The 16,367-nt window shown below is 62.4% G+C and carries 21 protein-coding genes; 7 read left to right on the top strand and 14 right to left on the bottom strand.

Annotation, left to right across the window (positions count from 1 at the left end):
- Window positions 1-215 precede the first annotated feature (215 nt).
- The gene (gene parC, locus BGO64_RS14105; protein WP_286700878.1) at window positions 216-2,510 is read left to right on the top strand and encodes a DNA topoisomerase IV subunit A; all 2,295 of its coding nucleotides are present in this window, start codon (window positions 216-218) and stop codon (window positions 2,508-2,510) included.
- A 52-nt stretch (window positions 2,511-2,562) separates the two neighbouring features.
- Here the strand turns inward: parC and BGO64_RS20830 are convergent, their stop codons facing one another.
- From BGO64_RS20830 to BGO64_RS14090, 4 genes are all read right to left on the bottom strand, one after another.
- Window positions 2,563-2,988, bottom strand: coding sequence for an SH3 domain-containing protein (locus BGO64_RS20830; protein ID WP_216944995.1), 426 nt, complete (start codon window positions 2,986-2,988; stop codon window positions 2,563-2,565).
- 449 nt (window positions 2,989-3,437) lie between these two features.
- Window positions 3,438-4,229, bottom strand: a complete 792-nt coding sequence (locus tag BGO64_RS14100) for a CPBP family intramembrane glutamic endopeptidase (protein WP_286700877.1) — start codon at window positions 4,227-4,229, stop codon at window positions 3,438-3,440.
- 110 nt (window positions 4,230-4,339) lie between these two features.
- A complete protein-coding gene (locus tag BGO64_RS14095; protein ID WP_043152954.1) occupies window positions 4,340-4,714 on the bottom strand; it encodes a hypothetical protein in 375 nt (124 codons plus the stop codon).
- Between the two features lie 148 nt (window positions 4,715-4,862).
- Window positions 4,863-5,114 (bottom strand): hypothetical protein, encoded by a 252-nt coding sequence (locus BGO64_RS14090; RefSeq protein ID WP_039039818.1) that lies wholly within the window; start codon window positions 5,112-5,114, stop codon window positions 4,863-4,865.
- Window positions 5,115-5,359: 245 nt separating this feature from the next.
- On the opposite strand from BGO64_RS14090, the gene BGO64_RS14085 reads away from it, so the two are divergent.
- Window positions 5,360-5,656: a hypothetical protein gene (locus BGO64_RS14085; protein WP_286700876.1), complete on the top strand. Its 297-nt coding sequence runs from the start codon at window positions 5,360-5,362 to the stop codon at window positions 5,654-5,656.
- A gap of 112 nt (window positions 5,657-5,768) precedes the next feature.
- Here BGO64_RS14085 and atcC read toward each other — a convergent pair whose 3' ends face one another.
- From atcC to atcJ, 4 genes are read right to left on the bottom strand one after another with little or no spacing between them, the layout of a single operon-like run.
- On the bottom strand, window positions 5,769-6,671 hold the full coding sequence (gene atcC, locus BGO64_RS14080; RefSeq protein WP_286700875.1) for a cold adaptation protein AtcC: 903 nt from the start codon (window positions 6,669-6,671) through the stop codon (window positions 5,769-5,771).
- Window positions 6,672-6,682: 11 nt separating this feature from the next.
- Entirely contained in the window at window positions 6,683-7,450 is a 768-nt protein-coding gene (atcB, locus tag BGO64_RS14075; RefSeq protein WP_010672787.1) for a cold adaptation protein AtcB, read from the bottom strand.
- A 12-nt stretch (window positions 7,451-7,462) separates the two neighbouring features.
- Complete coding sequence (atcA, locus tag BGO64_RS14070; protein ID WP_128296340.1) at window positions 7,463-8,005, bottom strand: cold adaptation protein AtcA; 543 nt, start codon at window positions 8,003-8,005, stop codon at window positions 7,463-7,465.
- A 23-nt stretch (window positions 8,006-8,028) separates the two neighbouring features.
- The gene (gene atcJ, locus BGO64_RS14065; protein ID WP_042079392.1) at window positions 8,029-8,313 is read right to left on the bottom strand and encodes a cold adaptation protein ActJcold adaptation protein ActJ; all 285 of its coding nucleotides are present in this window, start codon (window positions 8,311-8,313) and stop codon (window positions 8,029-8,031) included.
- Between the two features lie 267 nt (window positions 8,314-8,580).
- Between atcJ and BGO64_RS14060 the strand changes: the two genes are divergently transcribed.
- Window positions 8,581-8,991, top strand: a complete 411-nt coding sequence (locus BGO64_RS14060; protein ID WP_286700874.1) for an EF-hand domain-containing protein — start codon at window positions 8,581-8,583, stop codon at window positions 8,989-8,991.
- A 76-nt stretch (window positions 8,992-9,067) separates the two neighbouring features.
- Here the strand turns inward: BGO64_RS14060 and BGO64_RS14055 are convergent, their stop codons facing one another.
- Genes BGO64_RS14055 through BGO64_RS14040 form a run of 4 tightly spaced genes read right to left on the bottom strand, consistent with a single transcriptional unit; the run spans window position 9,068 to window position 12,824 of the window.
- Window positions 9,068-9,592 carry a protein disulfide oxidoreductase gene (locus tag BGO64_RS14055; protein ID WP_052814378.1) on the bottom strand — a complete coding sequence of 175 codons (525 nt, stop codon included), beginning with the start codon at window positions 9,590-9,592 and terminating at the stop codon, window positions 9,068-9,070.
- Between the two features lie 3 nt (window positions 9,593-9,595).
- A complete protein-coding gene (locus BGO64_RS14050) occupies window positions 9,596-10,336 on the bottom strand; it encodes a DsbA family protein (RefSeq protein WP_010672791.1) in 741 nt (246 codons plus the stop codon).
- 10 nt (window positions 10,337-10,346) lie between these two features.
- Window positions 10,347-12,389 carry a protein-disulfide reductase DsbD family protein gene (locus tag BGO64_RS14045; protein WP_286700873.1) on the bottom strand — a complete coding sequence of 681 codons (2,043 nt, stop codon included), beginning with the start codon at window positions 12,387-12,389 and terminating at the stop codon, window positions 10,347-10,349.
- A gap of 54 nt (window positions 12,390-12,443) precedes the next feature.
- On the bottom strand, window positions 12,444-12,824 hold the full coding sequence (locus tag BGO64_RS14040; protein WP_103244692.1) for a hypothetical protein: 381 nt from the start codon (window positions 12,822-12,824) through the stop codon (window positions 12,444-12,446).
- A 163-nt stretch (window positions 12,825-12,987) separates the two neighbouring features.
- Here BGO64_RS14040 and BGO64_RS14035 point away from each other — a divergent pair, with 163 nt between their 5' ends.
- The 4 genes from BGO64_RS14035 (at window position 12,988) to pspG (ending at window position 15,059) form a co-directional block, all read left to right on the top strand.
- Complete coding sequence (locus BGO64_RS14035; RefSeq protein ID WP_039039739.1) at window positions 12,988-13,716, top strand: 1-acylglycerol-3-phosphate O-acyltransferase; 729 nt, start codon at window positions 12,988-12,990, stop codon at window positions 13,714-13,716.
- Window positions 13,717-13,922: 206 nt separating this feature from the next.
- On the top strand, window positions 13,923-14,585 hold the full coding sequence (gene pspA, locus BGO64_RS14030) for a phage shock protein PspA (RefSeq protein WP_010672795.1): 663 nt from the start codon (window positions 13,923-13,925) through the stop codon (window positions 14,583-14,585).
- Between the two features lies 1 nt (window position 14,586).
- Entirely contained in the window at window positions 14,587-14,793 is a 207-nt protein-coding gene (locus BGO64_RS14025; RefSeq protein ID WP_010672796.1) for a PspC domain-containing protein, read from the top strand.
- Window positions 14,794-14,840: 47 nt separating this feature from the next.
- The gene (gene pspG / locus BGO64_RS14020) at window positions 14,841-15,059 is read left to right on the top strand and encodes an envelope stress response protein PspG (RefSeq protein WP_010672797.1); all 219 of its coding nucleotides are present in this window, start codon (window positions 14,841-14,843) and stop codon (window positions 15,057-15,059) included.
- Window positions 15,060-15,109: 50 nt separating this feature from the next.
- On the opposite strand, the gene BGO64_RS14015 is transcribed toward pspG, so the two are convergent.
- On the bottom strand, window positions 15,110-15,445 hold the full coding sequence (locus BGO64_RS14015) for a GIY-YIG nuclease family protein (protein WP_286700872.1): 336 nt from the start codon (window positions 15,443-15,445) through the stop codon (window positions 15,110-15,112).
- On the bottom strand, window positions 15,442-16,335 hold the full coding sequence (rarD, locus tag BGO64_RS14010) for an EamA family transporter RarD (RefSeq protein WP_203764038.1): 894 nt from the start codon (window positions 16,333-16,335) through the stop codon (window positions 15,442-15,444). Before rarD ends, BGO64_RS14015 begins: the two co-directional genes overlap by 4 nt.
- Window positions 16,336-16,367: the final 32 nt, after the last annotated feature.

The following is a 16,367-nucleotide window of genomic DNA, read 5'->3' as shown; positions in this document are numbered from 1 at the left end:
CAAGTACCCCCCCCGGCCCTCCCCTTCGCAAGGGGAGGGGGAGGTTGGGAGGGGGTCTTGTGATTCACCGTCGGCCCCCTGCCGACCCGCATTTCCGGCGTGCCCTCTGAGGGCGTGCCATAGCAAGAGAACAACCTTATGAGTGATGCTATCGAGCTCAGTCTGTTGGATGAAGTAGAGCGCCAACCAGCTCCCGAACCGAAAGAGATAATCACATGAGTGATGCCATCGAGCTCAGTCTGGACGGGGTAGAGCGCCAGCCAATGCGCACCTTTACCGAACAGGCTTACTTGAACTACTCCATGTACGTCATCATGGATCGGGCCCTGCCGCACATCGGCGACGGCCTCAAGCCCGTGCAGCGGCGCATCATCTACGCCATGAGCGAGCTGGGTCTGTCGGCGCTCTCCAAGCACAAGAAGTCCGCCCGTACCGTGGGTGACGTGCTGGGTAAATATCACCCCCACGGCGACAGCGCCTGTTACGAAGCCATGGTGCTGATGGCCCAGCCCTTCTCCTACCGCTACCCGCTGGTGGACGGTCAGGGCAACTGGGGTGCGCCGGACGATCCCAAATCCTTCGCCGCCATGCGTTATACCGAGGCGCGGTTGTCGCGCTTCTCCGAACTGCTGCTCTCCGAGCTCGGCCAGGGCACGGTGGAGTGGACGCCCAACTTCGACGGCACCATGAAAGAGCCCGTGGTGCTGCCCGCCCGCTTGCCGCACATCCTGCTCAACGGGGTGACCGGCATCGCGGTGGGGATGGCGACCGACATCCCGCCCCACAACGCGCGGGAAGTGGCCCACGCCTGCGTGGAGCTTTTGGACAACCCCAATGCCGGCCTGGATGCCCTGATGGCCCATGTGCAGGGGCCGGACTACCCGACCAACGCCGAGATCATCACGCCCCGCGATGACATCCGCAAAATCTACGAAACCGGCAAGGGCTCCATCAAGCAGCGGGCGGTGTGGAGCGAAGAAGATGGCGACATCGTCATCACGGCGCTGCCCCATCAGGCCTCCGGCGCCAAGATCATGGAGCAGATTGCTGCCCAGATGGTGGCGAAAAAGCTGCCGATGGTGACCGACCTGCGCGATGAGTCGGACCACGAAAACCCGACCCGTCTGGTCATTGTGCCGCGCTCCAACCGGGTGGATGTAGAGGGGCTGATGGCCCACCTGTTCGCCACCACGGATCTGGAGAAGAACTACCGGGTCAACCTCAACATCCTGGGTCTGGACAACCGGCCCCAGGTGAAAGACCTCAAGACCATCCTCACCGAGTGGCTGAGTTTTCGCCGTGAGACGGTGCGCCGCCGCCTGCAGTATCGCCTCGACAAGGTGCTGGCTCGCCTGCACATTCTCGAAGGCTTGCTCATCGCCTACCTCAACATCGACGAGGTGATCGAGATCATCCGCACCGAGGAAGAGCCGGGCCGGGTGATGATGGCGCGTTTCAACATCAGCGAGACCCAGGCCGAGGCGATCCTCGAGCTCAAACTGCGCCACCTGGCCAAGCTCGAAGAGTTCAAGCTGCGCGCCGAGCAGAATGAACTGGCCGAAGAGCGCGACAAGCTGGAACTGATCCTGGGTTCCGAGCGCCGTCTCAGCACATTGCTCAAGAAAGAGATCCTGGCGGACGCCGAGAAGTACGGCGACGATCGCCGCACCCCGTTGGTGGAGCGCGCCACCGCCGTGGCCCTGACCGAGAAGGAGCTGACACCGAGCGAGCCGGTGACCGTGATCCTCTCCGACAAGGGCTGGGTGCGCGCCGCCAAGGGCCACGACGTGGACGTGGAGGGCCTCTCCTACAAGGCGGGGGACGGTTATCTGGCCCACGCCCATGGCCGCAGCAACCAGCAGGCGGTGTTCCTCTCCACCCTGGGGAGAACCTACTCGCTGGAGGCCCACACCCTGCCCTCTGCCCGCAGTCAGGGCGAGCCGCTCACCGGTCGCTTCGCGCTGGGGGCCGGTGAAGAGGTGCGCCATCTGGTGATGGGTAACGAGGGCGAGCCGTACCTCGTTTGCTCCGACGCCGGTTACGGCTTCGTCTGCCAATACGATGACCTGACGGCCAAGAACAAGAACGGCAAGGCGCTGCTGACCGTGCCGGAAGGGGGCATCGTCATGGCGCCCCAGAGGATAGGCGCGCCGGACACGGATCTCTGCATGGCCATCTCCAACGAGGGGCGCATGCTGCTGTTCCCGCTCAACACCCTGCCGGTACTCGGCAAGGGCAAGGGCAACAAGCTCATCAGCATCCCCTCTGCTCGCGTGAAGGCGCGGGAGGAGTTTGTGGTGATGGCCGCCGTCATCCCGCAAGGCCAGTCGGTCACCCTGTTTGCCGGCAAGCGCAAGCTCACCCTCAAACCGTCTGACCTTGACTACTACCGTGGCGAGCGCGGCCGCCGTGGCGCCAAGCTGCCCCGCGGTTTGCAGCGCGTGGATCGCATCGAGATTGAAACCGTCGTCGGCGCCGATCCGGTAGCCGGGGAAAATCAGGAAGGGTAAAGGCTAACTACCAACAAAAAGGAGCGATCAGATCGCTCCTTTCTTTTCTAAATCAGGTAACAGGAGATAAAGACAGGTATTCATCTTTTACCCATCCATGAATTCCTCTCTTACTGATATAGGCCCACTTCCCTTCCACTTTATATAGCAAAACAAAATCACCCTTTATAAGTCGTGTCGCTATATATGATGATGTGTTTGGCTTTTCACGAACATTTAATTTCGAGGGGATAACATATCTGACAAGCACATTACCCGACTTCAAGCTTGTCTCTTTTCTTTCATAGACCTTTGATGTGGATGAGGTAGATGGGGCCACCAATTGGTGGCTATACGTGTTTATACGGCATGTTTTACTCCATGAAATACATGAGTTACCGCATGGCTGTCCCTTTTTGCAGTTTTTGGCATGAGCAGGGCTGATCAATAAAATTAACAATGACAGTAATAAAAAAATCCTTTCAGTTGCCACTTTCATTCGCTCCTCAATAAGCGCTCTCATCCTGCATCGCATGACAATTTTAATGACGAAGTATAAAAATAAAGAATTAATATATAAGCACGATATCATAACCAAGGTGAGGTTCATCGTGATCTAAGTCTATTTTATGTCTAGCGTTGAATGGTTCTTGAATACAGAGTTGATAAATATAAGAGAAGTCTAAGTTACATCCCCCTCATTCCCGACCCTTCTCCCGCAAGGGGAGAAGGGAGCCCAGATCGCAGCAATTTTTAAATGGAGTGACAGCTATGGCTACAGGTTGGCAGGCGCTGATCCCCTCTCCCCTTGGGAGAGGGTCAGGGTGAGGGGAGGCCGTAGGTCTGATTAGCGAAGCGTAATCAGACGTTCGCGAAAACAGGCTGCCGCCATGCTGCGGGCACGCCTACGGCTCTCTCTATCCATGGCCAGCCTGTTTATTGCGTGCATCAGGTGCCTGTGTGGCTGCCAAGCAGCATCAGGCTAAACAGCAGCCAGTCGTTGATGATGTGTGAGCCGGTCGATACCCAGATGTTTTTGGTGATGATGTAGCCACTGAGCAGCACGATGCGGGCCGTGCCGATCACCAGAAAACATTGCAGAAAATTCCAGTCATAAGTGGGCAGGTGCAGGGCTCCGAAGATAAGGGCAGTCGATAGCCAGGCGATGAGGATGGCGGACTTGCGGGTCAGGCCGAGCTTCTGGTGACAACACCAGAGGATGGCCAGAAAAGGCAGGATGGAGATCACCTCCTCGCCGAAGAGCTGGGGCGCCGTCTTGAGATAAAAGAGGATGCGCGCCGTATTGGACGCCTCTGCCAGCATGGCGTTGACCGGGTTTGCATTCAGCTGGAACAGGTGCTGCATGGCCATGGCAACGGCGATTGAGACCAGTATGTTGATGCCGGTAATCGCCAGCATCAAGAGACAATCCCGCCGCGTCGGCGTTCGAAACAGTGAGCGCCACCCTTTTCCCGCCACCATGGCGAGCACGGCCAGAGGGATCAGAGGGAACAGGAGGGCGGGCACAAAGCCCCCTGAGGTGGTCTTGAAAAAGTCGATGGGGGCGGAGAGTGCCGCAAACCCCAGGATGACCCCCAGCAGGATGAGTGCCCAGCCACGGGCAGACGGGGTGTGAGGATCCTGGTGATAGAGGGGGAAATCCCCGGCGCTCTTGCGCTCGAGCCCAAGGCGCTCACTGTCATTCAATACCGGCATTGCTGTAGGTTGATGCTCACCCATGGTGATCCTCGAGATGTCTATCCGTTGCTGTGCAGACAACCCTACACCAGAAAGGGGGGAGAGGGGCGCCGCTGGGTACAACACGCCAGGGGAATGGCACCGCCGCCAATTCAGTTGTCGAAGTTCCACTCGATGGGCAGCTCAAGATCGAAGACGAGCTGATCCCCGTCGAGGGTGAAGGCCACGCTGGTCTGGTGCTGGTCGTATTCGTCGATAAGGCGGCAGCTCTCGGAAAAGTTGGATTCGTAGCCGAGGCGGGCAGTGCCGCCGGTGCGAGCCTCGTCGAGTTCCACCCCCAGCACCCGCAGGGGATCCTTCTGGCTGAGCTTGACCCGGCTGTCACCCACATCCACCAGCCGCTCCAGCAGGGGGAAGAAGTCCTGCTTGTTGGCCTCGATGGCCCGGGCGATGACCTGCTCCAGTTCGGTGGCGCTGGCAAGGGCGGGATCCAGCGTGTAGCGGGTCTGGATGCTTTCCTGAGTCATATTGTGTTCCTTGGGGCAATGAACCTGCGTCGGCCATCAGCACGATAGGCGGTGAACAAGGTGTGCCTAGCCATTAAATAAGGTGGTGATTCATTCTGGTGGATAAAACCATCATAAAAAACCGATGAAGGCAGCATGTTGCTTCTCGTCAGGCGGGAATGCGGCCATTGCGCACCAGGGCCCGGCGGATATTTTTGCACATCTTGCCGAAGCGGTTGAGCTCGTCGAAGCTGGGCGGGATGCCGCGATCGATCTGATATTGCCAGTAGCAGAGGTCCGTATCCACCAGCTCCATCAGCTTCTTGGGGCAGCCGATGCAGGTGTTGTCCGGCCCGCATTTGAAGGTATCCGGTTGATAGAGCGGAAATTCCGCCTTCACGGCGTCGATGATCTGCTGCATGGCGGTCATGCGGTCCGGCTTTCTGCTCACGGTCTGGCTCCCCAGCGGCTTGTATGGGGGAGTCATTATATCCCTGACAAAATGTGGGCCAATGACGCTTAGGAGGTAGTCCGACTTGCGTGCACGCCACCGCGCCCCGGATCCTGCGCCTGCTTCCCCCTGGTGGCCTCTTTTGTCTGGCGCCGTTTCGGGTCATGATGAAAGCCCCGAACGAACCACTTTTTGACTGACCCCTTGGAGGTGTGATGAGACCCTGTGCCCTGCTGTTGCTTTTCCCCCTGGTGTGCCAGGCCGAGGCCAGCCCGAGTGAACCCGTGCAGGAAGGTACCCTGGCCAATCAGCAGTTGATCCGGGATGCCATGGTGGGGGTCGCATCCTGGGTGACCACCAAGGGGTGTGATGCGCCGGAGCGCTTCGTGCCAGTGGTGCTCCAACTTCCCGAGGGGGAGCCGGGCAGTCGCCACTGGCAGGAGCGCTGGACGGTGACGGGCTGTGGCAACGACTATCCCGTGGTGATCGATTTTCGGGAGACCGGGATGTAGAGCGCCATGTGGACCATTGCCCGATAGGGTCGGCGCCGCCATCTGCGAGCTGCAAAGATGACAACGCCCGGCAAGCCGGGCGTTGGGACAGGGTGAAGGGGAAAGCCCGTCATCAGAAGTCGTGGTAGAGGGGCCAGCCGAGCAGGGGGTGGCGGATCCCGGCGCGCATCTCCATGTTGTCGAGCTTCTCCGGCGAGGCGCCCTCATTTTGCAACTGCTGGTACTGGCGCACAAACCCCAGGGTATGGAGGAGGTTGGGCACAAAGCCCGGGCTCAGCTCCTGACGCAGGGCGGCGGCCATGTCTGCGGGCAGCGCGCCCAGCATCAGGGTGAGCTGAGCAGCGAGGTAGTCGGTGTCGTACCAGCCCTCGTCGAGCTCAATCTCCCGCGCCAGCTTGCGCTTGAGATCCTGCTTCACCTTGAGGGGGGCGGCGCCACTGCCCTTGCCGCAGAGGATGCGGTAGAGCAGCGCCTCGGCCAGCTTGTCCTCCATGGTGGGGTGGTCGCTCTCGCAGGCGAAGAAGTGCTGGTCGATGAGCTCCATCAGGCGGCTCTTGTTGTGCTCGGTCAGCGCCTTCTCGTACTCCTGCCACCCTTGCCACTCCTCCACATCGGGGGGGCTCGAGATCTTGTCCAAGAGCCGCGCATCCACGTCACCGTAGAGGCTGTTGCCAGCCTGCTTGGGGCTGACGGTGATGAGCATGGACCAGCCCTTCTGGAACGGCTTGATGGGGCCTTCCGGCGCCTGCAACAGGGCCAGTGCCTTGGCCGGATCCCGTTGGGATAGCTCCTGCAGACCGAGGCTCACCACGCCGATGACGTCGTGGGCCGCCTGCTCCAGCAGGTGCATCTTGTACTTGTTGTAGTACTTGTCGGCGAATTTGAGGCTCATCAGCACCGCCTTGCCCTTGATGGCGGCGAGCTGCTGCTGACTCAAGAGTTCGTTGTCGCGGCCAAAGCGCAGCACCTGGGTCAGAAAGGGGCCCTGGTTGGCATCGCGAATGACTAACTGCATGAATGGGCTCCTTAATCCAGAAAGCTGAACATGTCGTCGACGTCGCCGTACTCGTCTTCCTCGACCTTGTTCTTCTCTTTGGCCTGCATCACCAGCTCGGCGGCAAACTTGTTGATGATGCCGTCCCAGGTGGAGTGCTCGTTGCGCAGCAGCGACTTGATGGATTTTTCCACCTCGGGGGCCAGCTCGCGAATGAGCATCAAGAGGCTGCGCGGGTCGTCCAGGGCGTAGTCGTGGCTGTCTTCGGCCTGCTGGCGCTCGCTGTAGCGCAGGGACTCTTCGAGATCTTCCTCTTCGGCGTGCAGCACGTCGCGATAGCCTTCGTCCTCTTCATAGCGATCGCCGCGATAGAACTCGATAAAGGGGATGGCGAGGTAGAAGAGGCCGGCCGGATCCTCGGCCACGCACTCGAGGATCTCCCGCTGCTTGGCTTCGCTCTCCTGGGTGCGGATCAGGTAGTTGAGGAAGTCGAAGGTGTGCTGTTGCAGCTCGTCGGCGTTGTTCTTGATCGCCTCTTCCCAGTAGAGGGGCTGCTGGCAGACGATGTCGCGGATCCGCTCCGGGGTCATCAGCTCGGAGATGATGGAGGGGAAGGAGATGTCGTGCTGGCCGTTAATCTGGGTCAGGGTAACGATATCAATGTTTTCAATCACTTCTGCCAGCTGGTCGTCAGACATGGTCTTGGCGATCAGCTCGAACTTCTCGCTGGCCTGCTTCGGCTCGATAACGGCCAGCTCTTTGATCTCGATGGCGGTAATTTCTATCAGACTGTTGCTCATGCCTTGCCCCAATTAGAAACGGACTTCGTCGTACATATCCTGATCGCCGTCGTCATCACCATAGCGGTCACTGCCGCCGTGGTAGTCGGCGTCGGCATCTTCCCCGTCTTCCTCTTCTTCGTCGCGCAGCTCGTAATCGTCATCACCGCGGTGGCTGCCGCGGGGCAGCGGGTTGTCCAGGAGGAACAGCACGGCGCAGGCTTCCATCAGCTGATCTTCGCTCTGTGCCCGCACCGCCTTGACCAGCGGCAGGATGGCGTTGTTGAAGCCGACGCTCACCTTGAACTCGTCCCAGGAGGGCTGCTCGCCGCTGGCGAGCCACTTGTTCCACTGCGACTTGGCCTTGGGCGGGAACTGCACCCGGCCATAGAGGGCGAGCGGCAGGTATTCGGGCATGAACTCCAGCATGCTCATGTCGGCCAGCAGCAGGGCCTTCATCTGGTCGGTGAACTGCTCGAGCCCCTTGGGGTCATCCTGATCCCGGTAGGATTCGATGTTCTCGCTGGCATCGCTTTGCAGGGCCTTGAGCCGTGCCTGGTCCCATTTTTTTTGCATAGTCGCTCTTCTTGCCTGGTGGCTCAGGGGTAGAACTGGTCCCACATCTCCTGCATGGCAGCAGCGGGATCGGTCACGATGACGTTGTTGAAATCCTTGATAAAGGCGGCCCGCTGTTTCGGATCGGACAGCACTTCATAAGCCTGCTTTACCTGGTGCAGCCTGAGGGCTGCCTGCTCTTTCTCTTCTTCGCTTGCCCCGTGCAGCTTGTCGGGGTGGTACTGGTTCGACAGCCGTCGATAGGCTTTTTTGATGTCGTTTTCACTGGCATTGGACTTGACGCCCAACACCCGGAAGTAGTTGTTCATGACGGATCCTGCCTCACTGGCATGGTGGAATTCATCCTGTGTCGACCTGGTGGCGGAACGTCGGCAAACCAGGCTCGGCAAAAACCGGAGATTTTAACGGAAAGCCGGCGCCTCTGCCATGAAAGTGCGGTCTTTCTGTACGAAAAGAGCGGGCGGTGCGAGATGGCGGCGGGGCTACACTGGCAGAGGGGGGCGGCAGGCCCTGGCGTTGCCCGACCCCCTCTTGTCCGAACCATCCGGATTCTGCCGTCACAAGGAGTCATCGCCATGGTCAAGTCCGCGTTTTTCGTGCTCGCGCTGGCAGGCAGTGCCGCCTCTGCCAGCGACATATTGCCCGCCTCGCCGCTGATGGGGGATGTCACCAGGGCCCAGTTCATGGAGCGCGCCGCCCAGCGCTTCGTCTTGCAGGACAAGAACGGTGACGGCGTGCTGTCGGTTGCCGAGAAAGAGGCCAACCTGGCAAAGCTGGCTGGCGTGATGCAACAGGCTGGCAAGCCGGTCCCGGAGCGGATGAGCCAGCTCAAGCCGTCGCGGGAGACCACCAGGGCCCAGTTCATGGCGCGGCAGGAGGCGCTCTTCTCTCGCCTGGACAAGAACGGTGACGGGGTGATCGGAGAGTCTGAGCGTCTCGACATCAAGGCCAATCTGGAGAAGCGGGCGATGGAGGCCGCCCAATAGGGCGGGTTGTCAGCCCTCTGATGAAAAAGAGCCCGGTAGCGATACCGGGCTCTTTGCATCTCTGGCATGAAGGGGGCTACCAGCTTGCCCAGAGCAGCCGCAACCTGAGCCCCCAGGCGCTGCTCCAGCCGGTGGTGCTGCTCACCAGAGCCCCATCCTTGATGACGAGGAAGGTTGGCGTCACCCCCACCTGCCAGCGGGCGGCCAGATCCCCGGACTCGTCGTTGTGGGTGGGGAAGGTCAGCCCCTTCTTCGCCATCCCGGCGCGCAACTGGTCATCGCTGCCGGAGCGCAGTGCCACCGTCAGCACATTTTCACCCTCCTGCCAGAGCTGCTCCACCGTGGGAGTGGTGAAGCGGCACACCCCGCACCAGCTGGCCCAGTAGTAGACCAGCAGGGGCTTGCCGCGGCTCTGCTCGGTCAGAGTGGTGGTGGTGCCGTCCTGCAGGGTGAAGGGGGCCTCCATGGCCCCCGCCGGCAGCGTGGGGCTGCGCCACAGATCCACCAGGGTGGTGATGACGAGCGCCATCAGCAGCAGCCAGAGCGCCTCCTTGCCCCAGCGGCGCCAGCGGGGGGCCTTTATGCCTGCATCCTCGGCCATGGCTTAGCTCCGCTTGGCCAGCTCGGCTTTCACCAGCTGCTCCAGCTCGTCATAGGGAATGGCACCTGGCACCAGCTGGTTGCCGATAAGGGTCGCCGGGGTGCCTTGCACGCCGAGCAGGGTGCCGATGCGCAGGCTGTTGCGCAGCTCTTCGGTGGCCTTGCCTGCGGGCTTGAGGGTCAGGTTGTCGGTGGCGGCCAGCGCCTTGTTGATGTCCGTCTCGGTCAGCATCCCCTGCTTGCTCATGAGCTTGTCGTGCAGGGGGAGGAAGCGGGCAGGATCCTGTTGCCACAGGGTCAGGCTGTACTGGGCCGCCTTGGCGGAGGTCTGCCCCTTGAAAGGCAGCAGCTTGATCACCAGCCCCAGATCGTCCGGATAGGCCGCGAGCAGCTTGGCGACCGCCGGGTCGAACTGCTTGCAGTAGGGGCAGTTGTAGTCGGTGAACAGCACCAGGGTCAGCTTGGGATGCTTGGCGCCGAGGCGCGGGCTGGTGGGGCTGTTGAACAGCACATCCTGGTTGCCCTTGATGAAGTCACCCATCTGGGCCTGCTGGGTCGCGGCGTTCTGCTTCTCCCAGGATTCGGCTGCCTCGTCGAGGATCCCGGGGTTGGCGATCAGGGTCTCGCGAATGAGCTCCTTGATGCGGGCCTCCTGCTCCGGGGTGAAGGGGGCGGCGTGCAGCGTGGGGGTGCCCAGGGTGGCGGCTACCAGGGCGGTGCAGAGGGTCAGGGTTCGCAGTCTCATGGCATTCTCCTTAGAAATGGGTGGCATCGGCCTGAACGAGGCCGGCCTTGTGCAAGCTGTCGAGCAAGTCGGCCTTGTCCAGCAGGGGAGAGAGGATCTCCCCTTCCGGCAGGCCGGGCCCGTAGATCTGGTTGAAGGGAACGGCGGCGGCGCCACGCTGGCGCAGGAAGGCGGAGATGGCATCGCTCGGCCGGCTCCAGTCGCCGCGCAGGGCCATCACGTCAGGGGCCGACAGGGCGCGCTGCACCTCGTCACGCAGCAGCACGTTGTATTTGTTGGCCTTGCAGGTGACGCACCAGTTGGCGGTCACATCCACGAAGACCCGCTTGTTCTGGGCCAGGGCGTCGGCGATGGCCTGCTCGGAGAGCGGCTGCCAGGTGATGCGATCGACGCTGCCACCCCCTTTCACCGTGAGGGCGCCCCCCAGCAGCAGGGCGCCGCCGATGAGTGCCGAGAGGGAGAGGGCCAACGTGAAACCGCGCAGGCCATAGCGCCAGAGGATGCCCATCAGCAGCACCAGCACCATGGCGGCCATCAGCCAGCCGGTGGCCGTGCTGCCCAGATGGTTGTCAAGCAGGCTCGTCAGCCAGAGGCTGGAGCCCAGCATCATCAGCCCGAGCAGAATACGCAGCCGCCCCATCCAGCGCCCCGGTTTGGGCAGCCAGAGGGCAAGGCGCGGCAGGGCCGCCACCAGCAGCCAGGGCAGGCTCATGCCAAGGCCGAGGGCCGTGAAGATGAGCCAGAGCTGGCCGAGCGGCGCCGCCAGTGCAAAGGCCACCGCGGTGCCGAGGAAGGGGGCGGAGCAGGGGGTCGCGAGCAGGGTGGCGAAACTCCCTTGCAGGAAGTGACCACCGAGCCCCTCGCCGCCGCGTGTGGCGAGGCGAGTGTTGAGATTGCTGGGCAACCTTATCTCGAACAAGCCCAGCAGGTTGGCGCAAAACAGCAGGGTCACCGCCATCATGAAGCCGATGAAACCGGCGCTCTGGAACTGGATCCCCCAGCCGACGGCTCCTTGAGTAGCGCGCAGCAGGCTGCTCATGGCTGCCAGCACCCAGAAGGAGGTGATTATCCCGGCGCTGGCGGCGAGGAACTGTTTGCGCACGCCTCCTTGTTCGCTCTCTTGCTGCTGCAACACGGTGCCGAGTTTCAGGGCCAGCACCGGCAGCACGCAGGGCATCAGGTTGAGGATGAGACCGCCGAGCAGCGCCGCCCCCAGCAGCCAGAGAAGTGGCTGCTCGGGGGCCGGCAGGGCGAGGGGATCGGCGATGGTGGCGCGGGTCTGCCAGGCCTGCTCGCCGCTGGTGAGCAGCAGGCCGAGGGATTGGCCGCGCAAGTCAGGGGCATCCCCCTGCCAGCCGTCGCTGACCGGCACACGGGCGATCAGGGTGGTGCCGCTTACCTCGAGCGCGGGCTTGCCGAACTCGGCCCCCTCCAGCGCATCGATGAAGAGCGCAGGCGTCTGCCACCCCTCGACCCGCTCGGCCCGCAGTTGCAGCTGGTTGTGCTGGTAGCCGAGCTCGACCCGGGTGTCGGCAGGCAGCGTCTGTGGCAGGGTGCTCATGGCCCGGGCCCAGGCGAAGTCAAAGCCAGCCGGCGCTTGCCCATCTGCCGCCAGGGTGAAGGGGTAGTCGGTCAGGATGCAGACGTTGCTGCAGGTGGAGAGGCGCAAGGTGCCCTTGAGCGGCTGCCCGGCCGGGTAGTCCAGGCTCAGGGGGAAGCGTACCTGCTCCTGATAGCCCTGGGTGCTGAGCCCGGCTACCTCGAAGGGGCGCGGCGTGGGCCAGTGCCACTGGAAGTCGCCGACCGGCTCATCCCACAGGATCTGGGGCGCAATGCCCCCTTCACCCGGGCTGTGCCAGTAGGTCTTCCAGCCGGACTCCAGCTGGACATCGAGCAGGATGCGGGTTTGATCCGGGACGCTGCGGTCGGCTTGCAGCCTGACCTTGGCGTGACTGTTCTGGGGGCGGGTGAGCCACCCCGTATCGCTGGCCAATCCGCTGGATTGCCATAGCAGGCTGCCCAGTAGCAGGGCCGCCTTGAAGAGATTCGACATGTGTTGGGTCTCGCAAAAAATGAGTGACAGCAGGCTGAAAAAGCGCGGCTGAACTCATTCCCGCCAGACGCAGAGGGTGAGGTGCAGTCGCCGCTCCGGCGGCGAGACATTGATGGGGGGAGGCAGTGCCGGCGCGCGCCGTGACAGGGGCACCAGCAGGGCAATCACGAAGGCGATGGCGAAGAAGAGTTGCTCCACGCACAGCAGACTGGCGGCGCTCAGCCACTTGCCGTTGAGCTGGCAGCTGTTGGGCTGCACACTGGCGGGCGTACTCTTGTCGGCCTGGTCGTCGGCTGAGGCGAACTGGGGCAGGGTCTGGCAACTCACGGCGTGATCGAGCAGGGCGAGGCGGGCCAGCGGCTGGGCCGCGCAATTGAGCACCAGCAGGCAGACCAGCAGCAGGAGTCGTGTCGCCGCGCGTTGTTGCAAAATCATGCTCGCCCCGTTCATCAAGATGGCCACATCCTAGCGGGCAATGGCGGGTGGGGCAAGCAGGGGTGGCCGGTGGCGTCCGGGGCTGGTCGGTTCTGTCTGGCGAACGCTTGTTCGCTAAAAGGGGGACCAGTATACTGCGCCGAGTCAAATTCCGAGGTGTTCGATGCTCAAACTTGCCCGTGTGCTGCTGCTGGCACTGCTGCTCGTCTTCTGGTTCCTGTTCGGCCTGTTGCTTTGTCTGGTGCGCCCGCGCCACCCGAACAACGTCTATGTCTTCGCCCGCATGTATCATGCGGTCTGCCCGCTGATCGGCCTCAAGGTCCGGGTGACGGTGGCCGACGAGGTCAAATCGGTGGGGCCGGCGGTCTATGTCTGCAATCACCAGAGCAACTACGACATCTTCACCGTGACCGGCGCCGTGCAGCCCGGCGTGGTGGCGGTGGGCAAGAAGAGCCTGTTGTGGCTCCCCTTCTTCGGCCTCATCTTCTGGCTCTCCGGCAACGTGCTGATCGACCGCTCCAACCGCTCCCGCGCCATCGGCACCATCGGCCAGGTGGTGGATCGCATCAAGCATCGCGGCACCTCCATCTGGATGTTCCCGGAGGGGACCCGCTCCCAGGGGCGTGGTCTGCTGCCGTTCAAGGCGGGGGCCTTCCACACTGCCGTCCAGGCCGAGGTGCCCGTGGTGCCCATCGTCTGCTCCAGCTACTTCGGTCAGGTCGATCTCAACCGCTGGGACAACGGCGAGGTGCTGCTGGAGGTGATGGCCCCGGTGTGCAGCAAGGAGCACGGCGCCGCCGGCATCCGCGAGCTCTCCGACACCTGCCGGGAGAAGATGGAAGCCAAGCTGGCGGAGCTGGATGGCAAGCTTGGCCATCGGCCGGCGGCCTGAACCCGGTTGCAGAGAAGAGAGGGAGCCGCTGGCTCCCTTTTTTATTGGTGAAAATCACCATCTTGTTGGTTTTTTTCACCACGCTGTATCCGGTGAACATCCATCGTTAACTTTCATCTAATTGTAAATAAAGGAAAAAACATTCTGGCACGGCTCTTGTAATGTCATGGGAAGAGAGTGACACCCCATCAACAAGGAGCCAGACCATGAGCGTATTCAGCCGCCTGACCGACGTGATCAATGCCAACCTGCACAGCCTGCTCGACAAGAGCGAAGAGCCGGAGAAGATGCTGCGGCTGATGATCGAGGAGATGGAGCAGGTCCAGGTCGAGATGAGAACCCAGGCCGCCCGCGTCATCGCCGAACAGAAACAGCTGGAGCGCCATCAGCAGGCGCTGCGCAACCAGATCCAGGAGTGGGCAGCCAAGGCTGAACTCGCCATCCAGAAGGGCCGCGAAGATCTGGCCCGTGCCGCCCTCACCGAGAAGCTGGCGGAGATGAAGCAGTGCGAGCGGCTGGAAGAGGACAAGGCGCGGGTGGCCGAAGTGCTGGCCCAGCTCACCGCCGACAGCGAGCGACTGGCGGCCAAGCTGACCGAGGCGCGGGAGAAGCAGAAGATGCTGACCCTGCGCGAGCAGACCGCCCACAGCCGCATCCGCGCCCGTGCCCAGGTGGACAACCAGCGCATGCACGAGCTGGTGGCCCGCTTCGACGGCTTCCAGAACCGTGTCGATCAGCTGGAGGCCCAGCTGGAGGCGGCGACCCTGGGGCAGAATCCGTCCCTCGAGGCCCAGTTCCGCGAGCTGGAGCTGAACGACGAGATTGAGCGGGAACTGGCCCGGCTCAAGGGTCAGAAGGTGGAGGCATAACATGACACCCTGGCCCAAGGATCTCGCCCATCGCAAGCTGACCGGGGTCTGCGCCGGTCTTGCCAGAGGGCTGGGGGTGTCCAGAGTGACGGTGCGGGTGGTGGCCCTGCTCGCCCTGATCCTGATGCCGCCGCTGGCCCTGGCGCTCTATCTGGTGGGGGTGCTCGTCATGCCTCCCCGCCGTGAACTTCAACGCTGGCTGGGGTGATCTCCGGATCGTCCCGTCGGCAAGTGCAAGCCCGTGAGGAGCACAACATGCTGGAATTTATCGTCTTGATCCTGGTGCTGATCGGCATGGCGCTGACCGGATTCACCGTGCTGGCCATGCTGCTGGTGAGCGGGGTCTTCGTGCTGTTTGGCGCCCTGGCCGGCATGTTTGCCCTCATCATCAAGCTGGCGCCCTGGTTGCTGGTGGTGCTGGTGGTGTGCTGGCTACTCAGCAACAGGCGCAAGCAGTCGAACACCTACCGTTAAGCCTCCCTGATTTCGCATCCTTCCTTGGCCACTGCTTGCAGTGGCCCTTTTTATGGGGGCGACACAGGGTCGCTGTGCGGGGTGGCAAGCCAGGAAAGGCTCCAGCCGTGCCACAGCGCCGGCTCGTGCACCAGGCGCTCCTTGAATGCCTTGCTCTGCTGCTTGAGGCGGTACTCGAGGCGCAGCGCCTCGCGTTTGCCGGGGACCTCCTGCTGCCATACCAGGGAGAGGGGGCCCTTGCCGCGCAGGGCTCTGGCCCCCTTGCCGCTCTGGTGCTGACGCAGTCGCCGCTCGGGATCCGTGCTGATCCCCGCATAGAGTGCCCCGGCGCCGGTGCGCACCAGATAGACAAACCAGCGGGAGGGAGTGGTGGTGGCGAGGGTCACGAGGTGCGCCACCTGGCCCGCTGGCGCCCAAGCCGGTGCAGGGGCAGCAGGCTCACCAGCAGGCCGGCCCAGACGAAGGCAAAGCCCACGGATTTCACCGGATCCGGGATCTCGCCAAACCAGAAGAGGGCGAGCAGGAAGGCGAGGCTCGGCTCTATGTATTGCAACAGCCCCACCGTGCTCATGGGCGTGCGCGCCACCGCATAGCAGAACAGCCCCACCGGCAGCAGGGTGGCGGGGGCACTGCCCATCAGCAGCAGTCGCTCGGTCCAGTCACCGGCCATAAACTGGCTGGTGCCCTGCAAGGTCAGCCAGCCGATGATGAGAAGGGCGACGGGCAACTGCACCAGGGACTCCAGATAGAGGCTGGTTCCGGCGTCCAGTCTCACCTTTTTCTTGATGAGGCCGTAGAGGGCGAAGTTGGCCCCCATCACGAGGGAAAACCAGGGCAGCTCGCCGTAGGAGAAGAGCATGTAGGCGAGCCCCGCCAGGGCGAGCGCCACCGCCAGGTGTTTTTGCGGGGTGAGCTTCTCTTTGAGGAAGAGCACCGCAAAGGCGATGTTGAACAGCGGGGTCATGAAGAAGGCGAGGCTGGTGGCCAGCACCTGGCCCGTGGTCAGGCACCAGGTGAACATGCACCAGCTGATGGACATCACGGGGCCCGCCAGCAGCACAAGGCCGAGCTGCCGGGGATCGCCGCGCAGGGCCCCCCAGGGTACCCGATGGCCGAGGAGCAGAAGCAGGCCTCCCAGCAGCACCACGGACCAGAGCACCCGGTGGGAGAGCAGTTCCCACATGTTGATCTCGGGCATGAACTGGTAATAGAGGGGCAGCATGCCCCACAGCACGAATGAGAGGGCCGCGCTGCCGGTGCCCATCCAGTTCTTCATCTCTCTCCGTTTATTAAACTAAACAATGGCGG

Source organism: Aeromonas sp. 62-46 (genome assembly GCF_001898585.1).
Lineage (GTDB): Bacteria > Pseudomonadota > Gammaproteobacteria > Enterobacterales > Aeromonadaceae > Aeromonas > Aeromonas caviae.
Note: the sequence above shows the minus strand (reverse complement) of the source record. Positions and strands in the feature narration are given on the sequence as shown.

What these genes read in the sequence shown, in the direction of transcription:
- atcB (WP_010672787.1), bottom strand. Translation starts at nt 7,450, where the DNA reads ATGAGCAACAGTCTGATAGAAATTACCGCCATCGAGATCAAAGAGCTG.
- BGO64_RS20830 (WP_216944995.1), bottom strand. Translation starts at nt 2,988, where the DNA reads ATGAAAGTGGCAACTGAAAGGATTTTTTTATTACTGTCATTGTTAATT.
- BGO64_RS14050 (WP_010672791.1), bottom strand. Translation starts at nt 10,336, where the DNA reads ATGAGACTGCGAACCCTGACCCTCTGCACCGCCCTGGTAGCCGCCACC.
- pspA (WP_010672795.1), top strand. Translation starts at nt 13,923, where the DNA reads ATGAGCGTATTCAGCCGCCTGACCGACGTGATCAATGCCAACCTGCAC.
- BGO64_RS14055 (WP_052814378.1), bottom strand. Translation starts at nt 9,592, where the DNA reads ATGGCCGAGGATGCAGGCATAAAGGCCCCCCGCTGGCGCCGCTGGGGC.
- BGO64_RS14035 (WP_039039739.1), top strand. Translation starts at nt 12,988, where the DNA reads ATGCTCAAACTTGCCCGTGTGCTGCTGCTGGCACTGCTGCTCGTCTTC.
- atcJ (WP_042079392.1), bottom strand. Translation starts at nt 8,313, where the DNA reads ATGAACAACTACTTCCGGGTGTTGGGCGTCAAGTCCAATGCCAGTGAA.
- atcA (WP_128296340.1), bottom strand. Translation starts at nt 8,005, where the DNA reads ATGCAAAAAAAATGGGACCAGGCACGGCTCAAGGCCCTGCAAAGCGAT.
- BGO64_RS14090 (WP_039039818.1), bottom strand. Translation starts at nt 5,114, where the DNA reads ATGCAGCAGATCATCGACGCCGTGAAGGCGGAATTTCCGCTCTATCAA.
- BGO64_RS14100 (WP_286700877.1), bottom strand. Translation starts at nt 4,229, where the DNA reads ATGGGTGAGCATCAACCTACAGCAATGCCGGTATTGAATGACAGTGAG.
- atcC (WP_286700875.1), bottom strand. Translation starts at nt 6,671, where the DNA reads ATGCAGTTAGTCATTCGCGATGCCAACCAGGGCCCCTTTCTGACCCAG.
- BGO64_RS14025 (WP_010672796.1), top strand. Translation starts at nt 14,587, where the DNA reads ATGACACCCTGGCCCAAGGATCTCGCCCATCGCAAGCTGACCGGGGTC.
- pspG (WP_010672797.1), top strand. Translation starts at nt 14,841, where the DNA reads ATGCTGGAATTTATCGTCTTGATCCTGGTGCTGATCGGCATGGCGCTG.
- BGO64_RS14045 (WP_286700873.1), bottom strand. Translation starts at nt 12,389, where the DNA reads ATGTCGAATCTCTTCAAGGCGGCCCTGCTACTGGGCAGCCTGCTATGG.
- BGO64_RS14060 (WP_286700874.1), top strand. Translation starts at nt 8,581, where the DNA reads ATGGTCAAGTCCGCGTTTTTCGTGCTCGCGCTGGCAGGCAGTGCCGCC.
- BGO64_RS14085 (WP_286700876.1), top strand. Translation starts at nt 5,360, where the DNA reads ATGAGACCCTGTGCCCTGCTGTTGCTTTTCCCCCTGGTGTGCCAGGCC.
- BGO64_RS14095 (WP_043152954.1), bottom strand. Translation starts at nt 4,714, where the DNA reads ATGACTCAGGAAAGCATCCAGACCCGCTACACGCTGGATCCCGCCCTT.
- rarD (WP_203764038.1), bottom strand. Translation starts at nt 16,335, where the DNA reads ATGAAGAACTGGATGGGCACCGGCAGCGCGGCCCTCTCATTCGTGCTG.
- parC (WP_286700878.1), top strand. Translation starts at nt 216, where the DNA reads ATGAGTGATGCCATCGAGCTCAGTCTGGACGGGGTAGAGCGCCAGCCA.
- BGO64_RS14040 (WP_103244692.1), bottom strand. Translation starts at nt 12,824, where the DNA reads ATGATTTTGCAACAACGCGCGGCGACACGACTCCTGCTGCTGGTCTGC.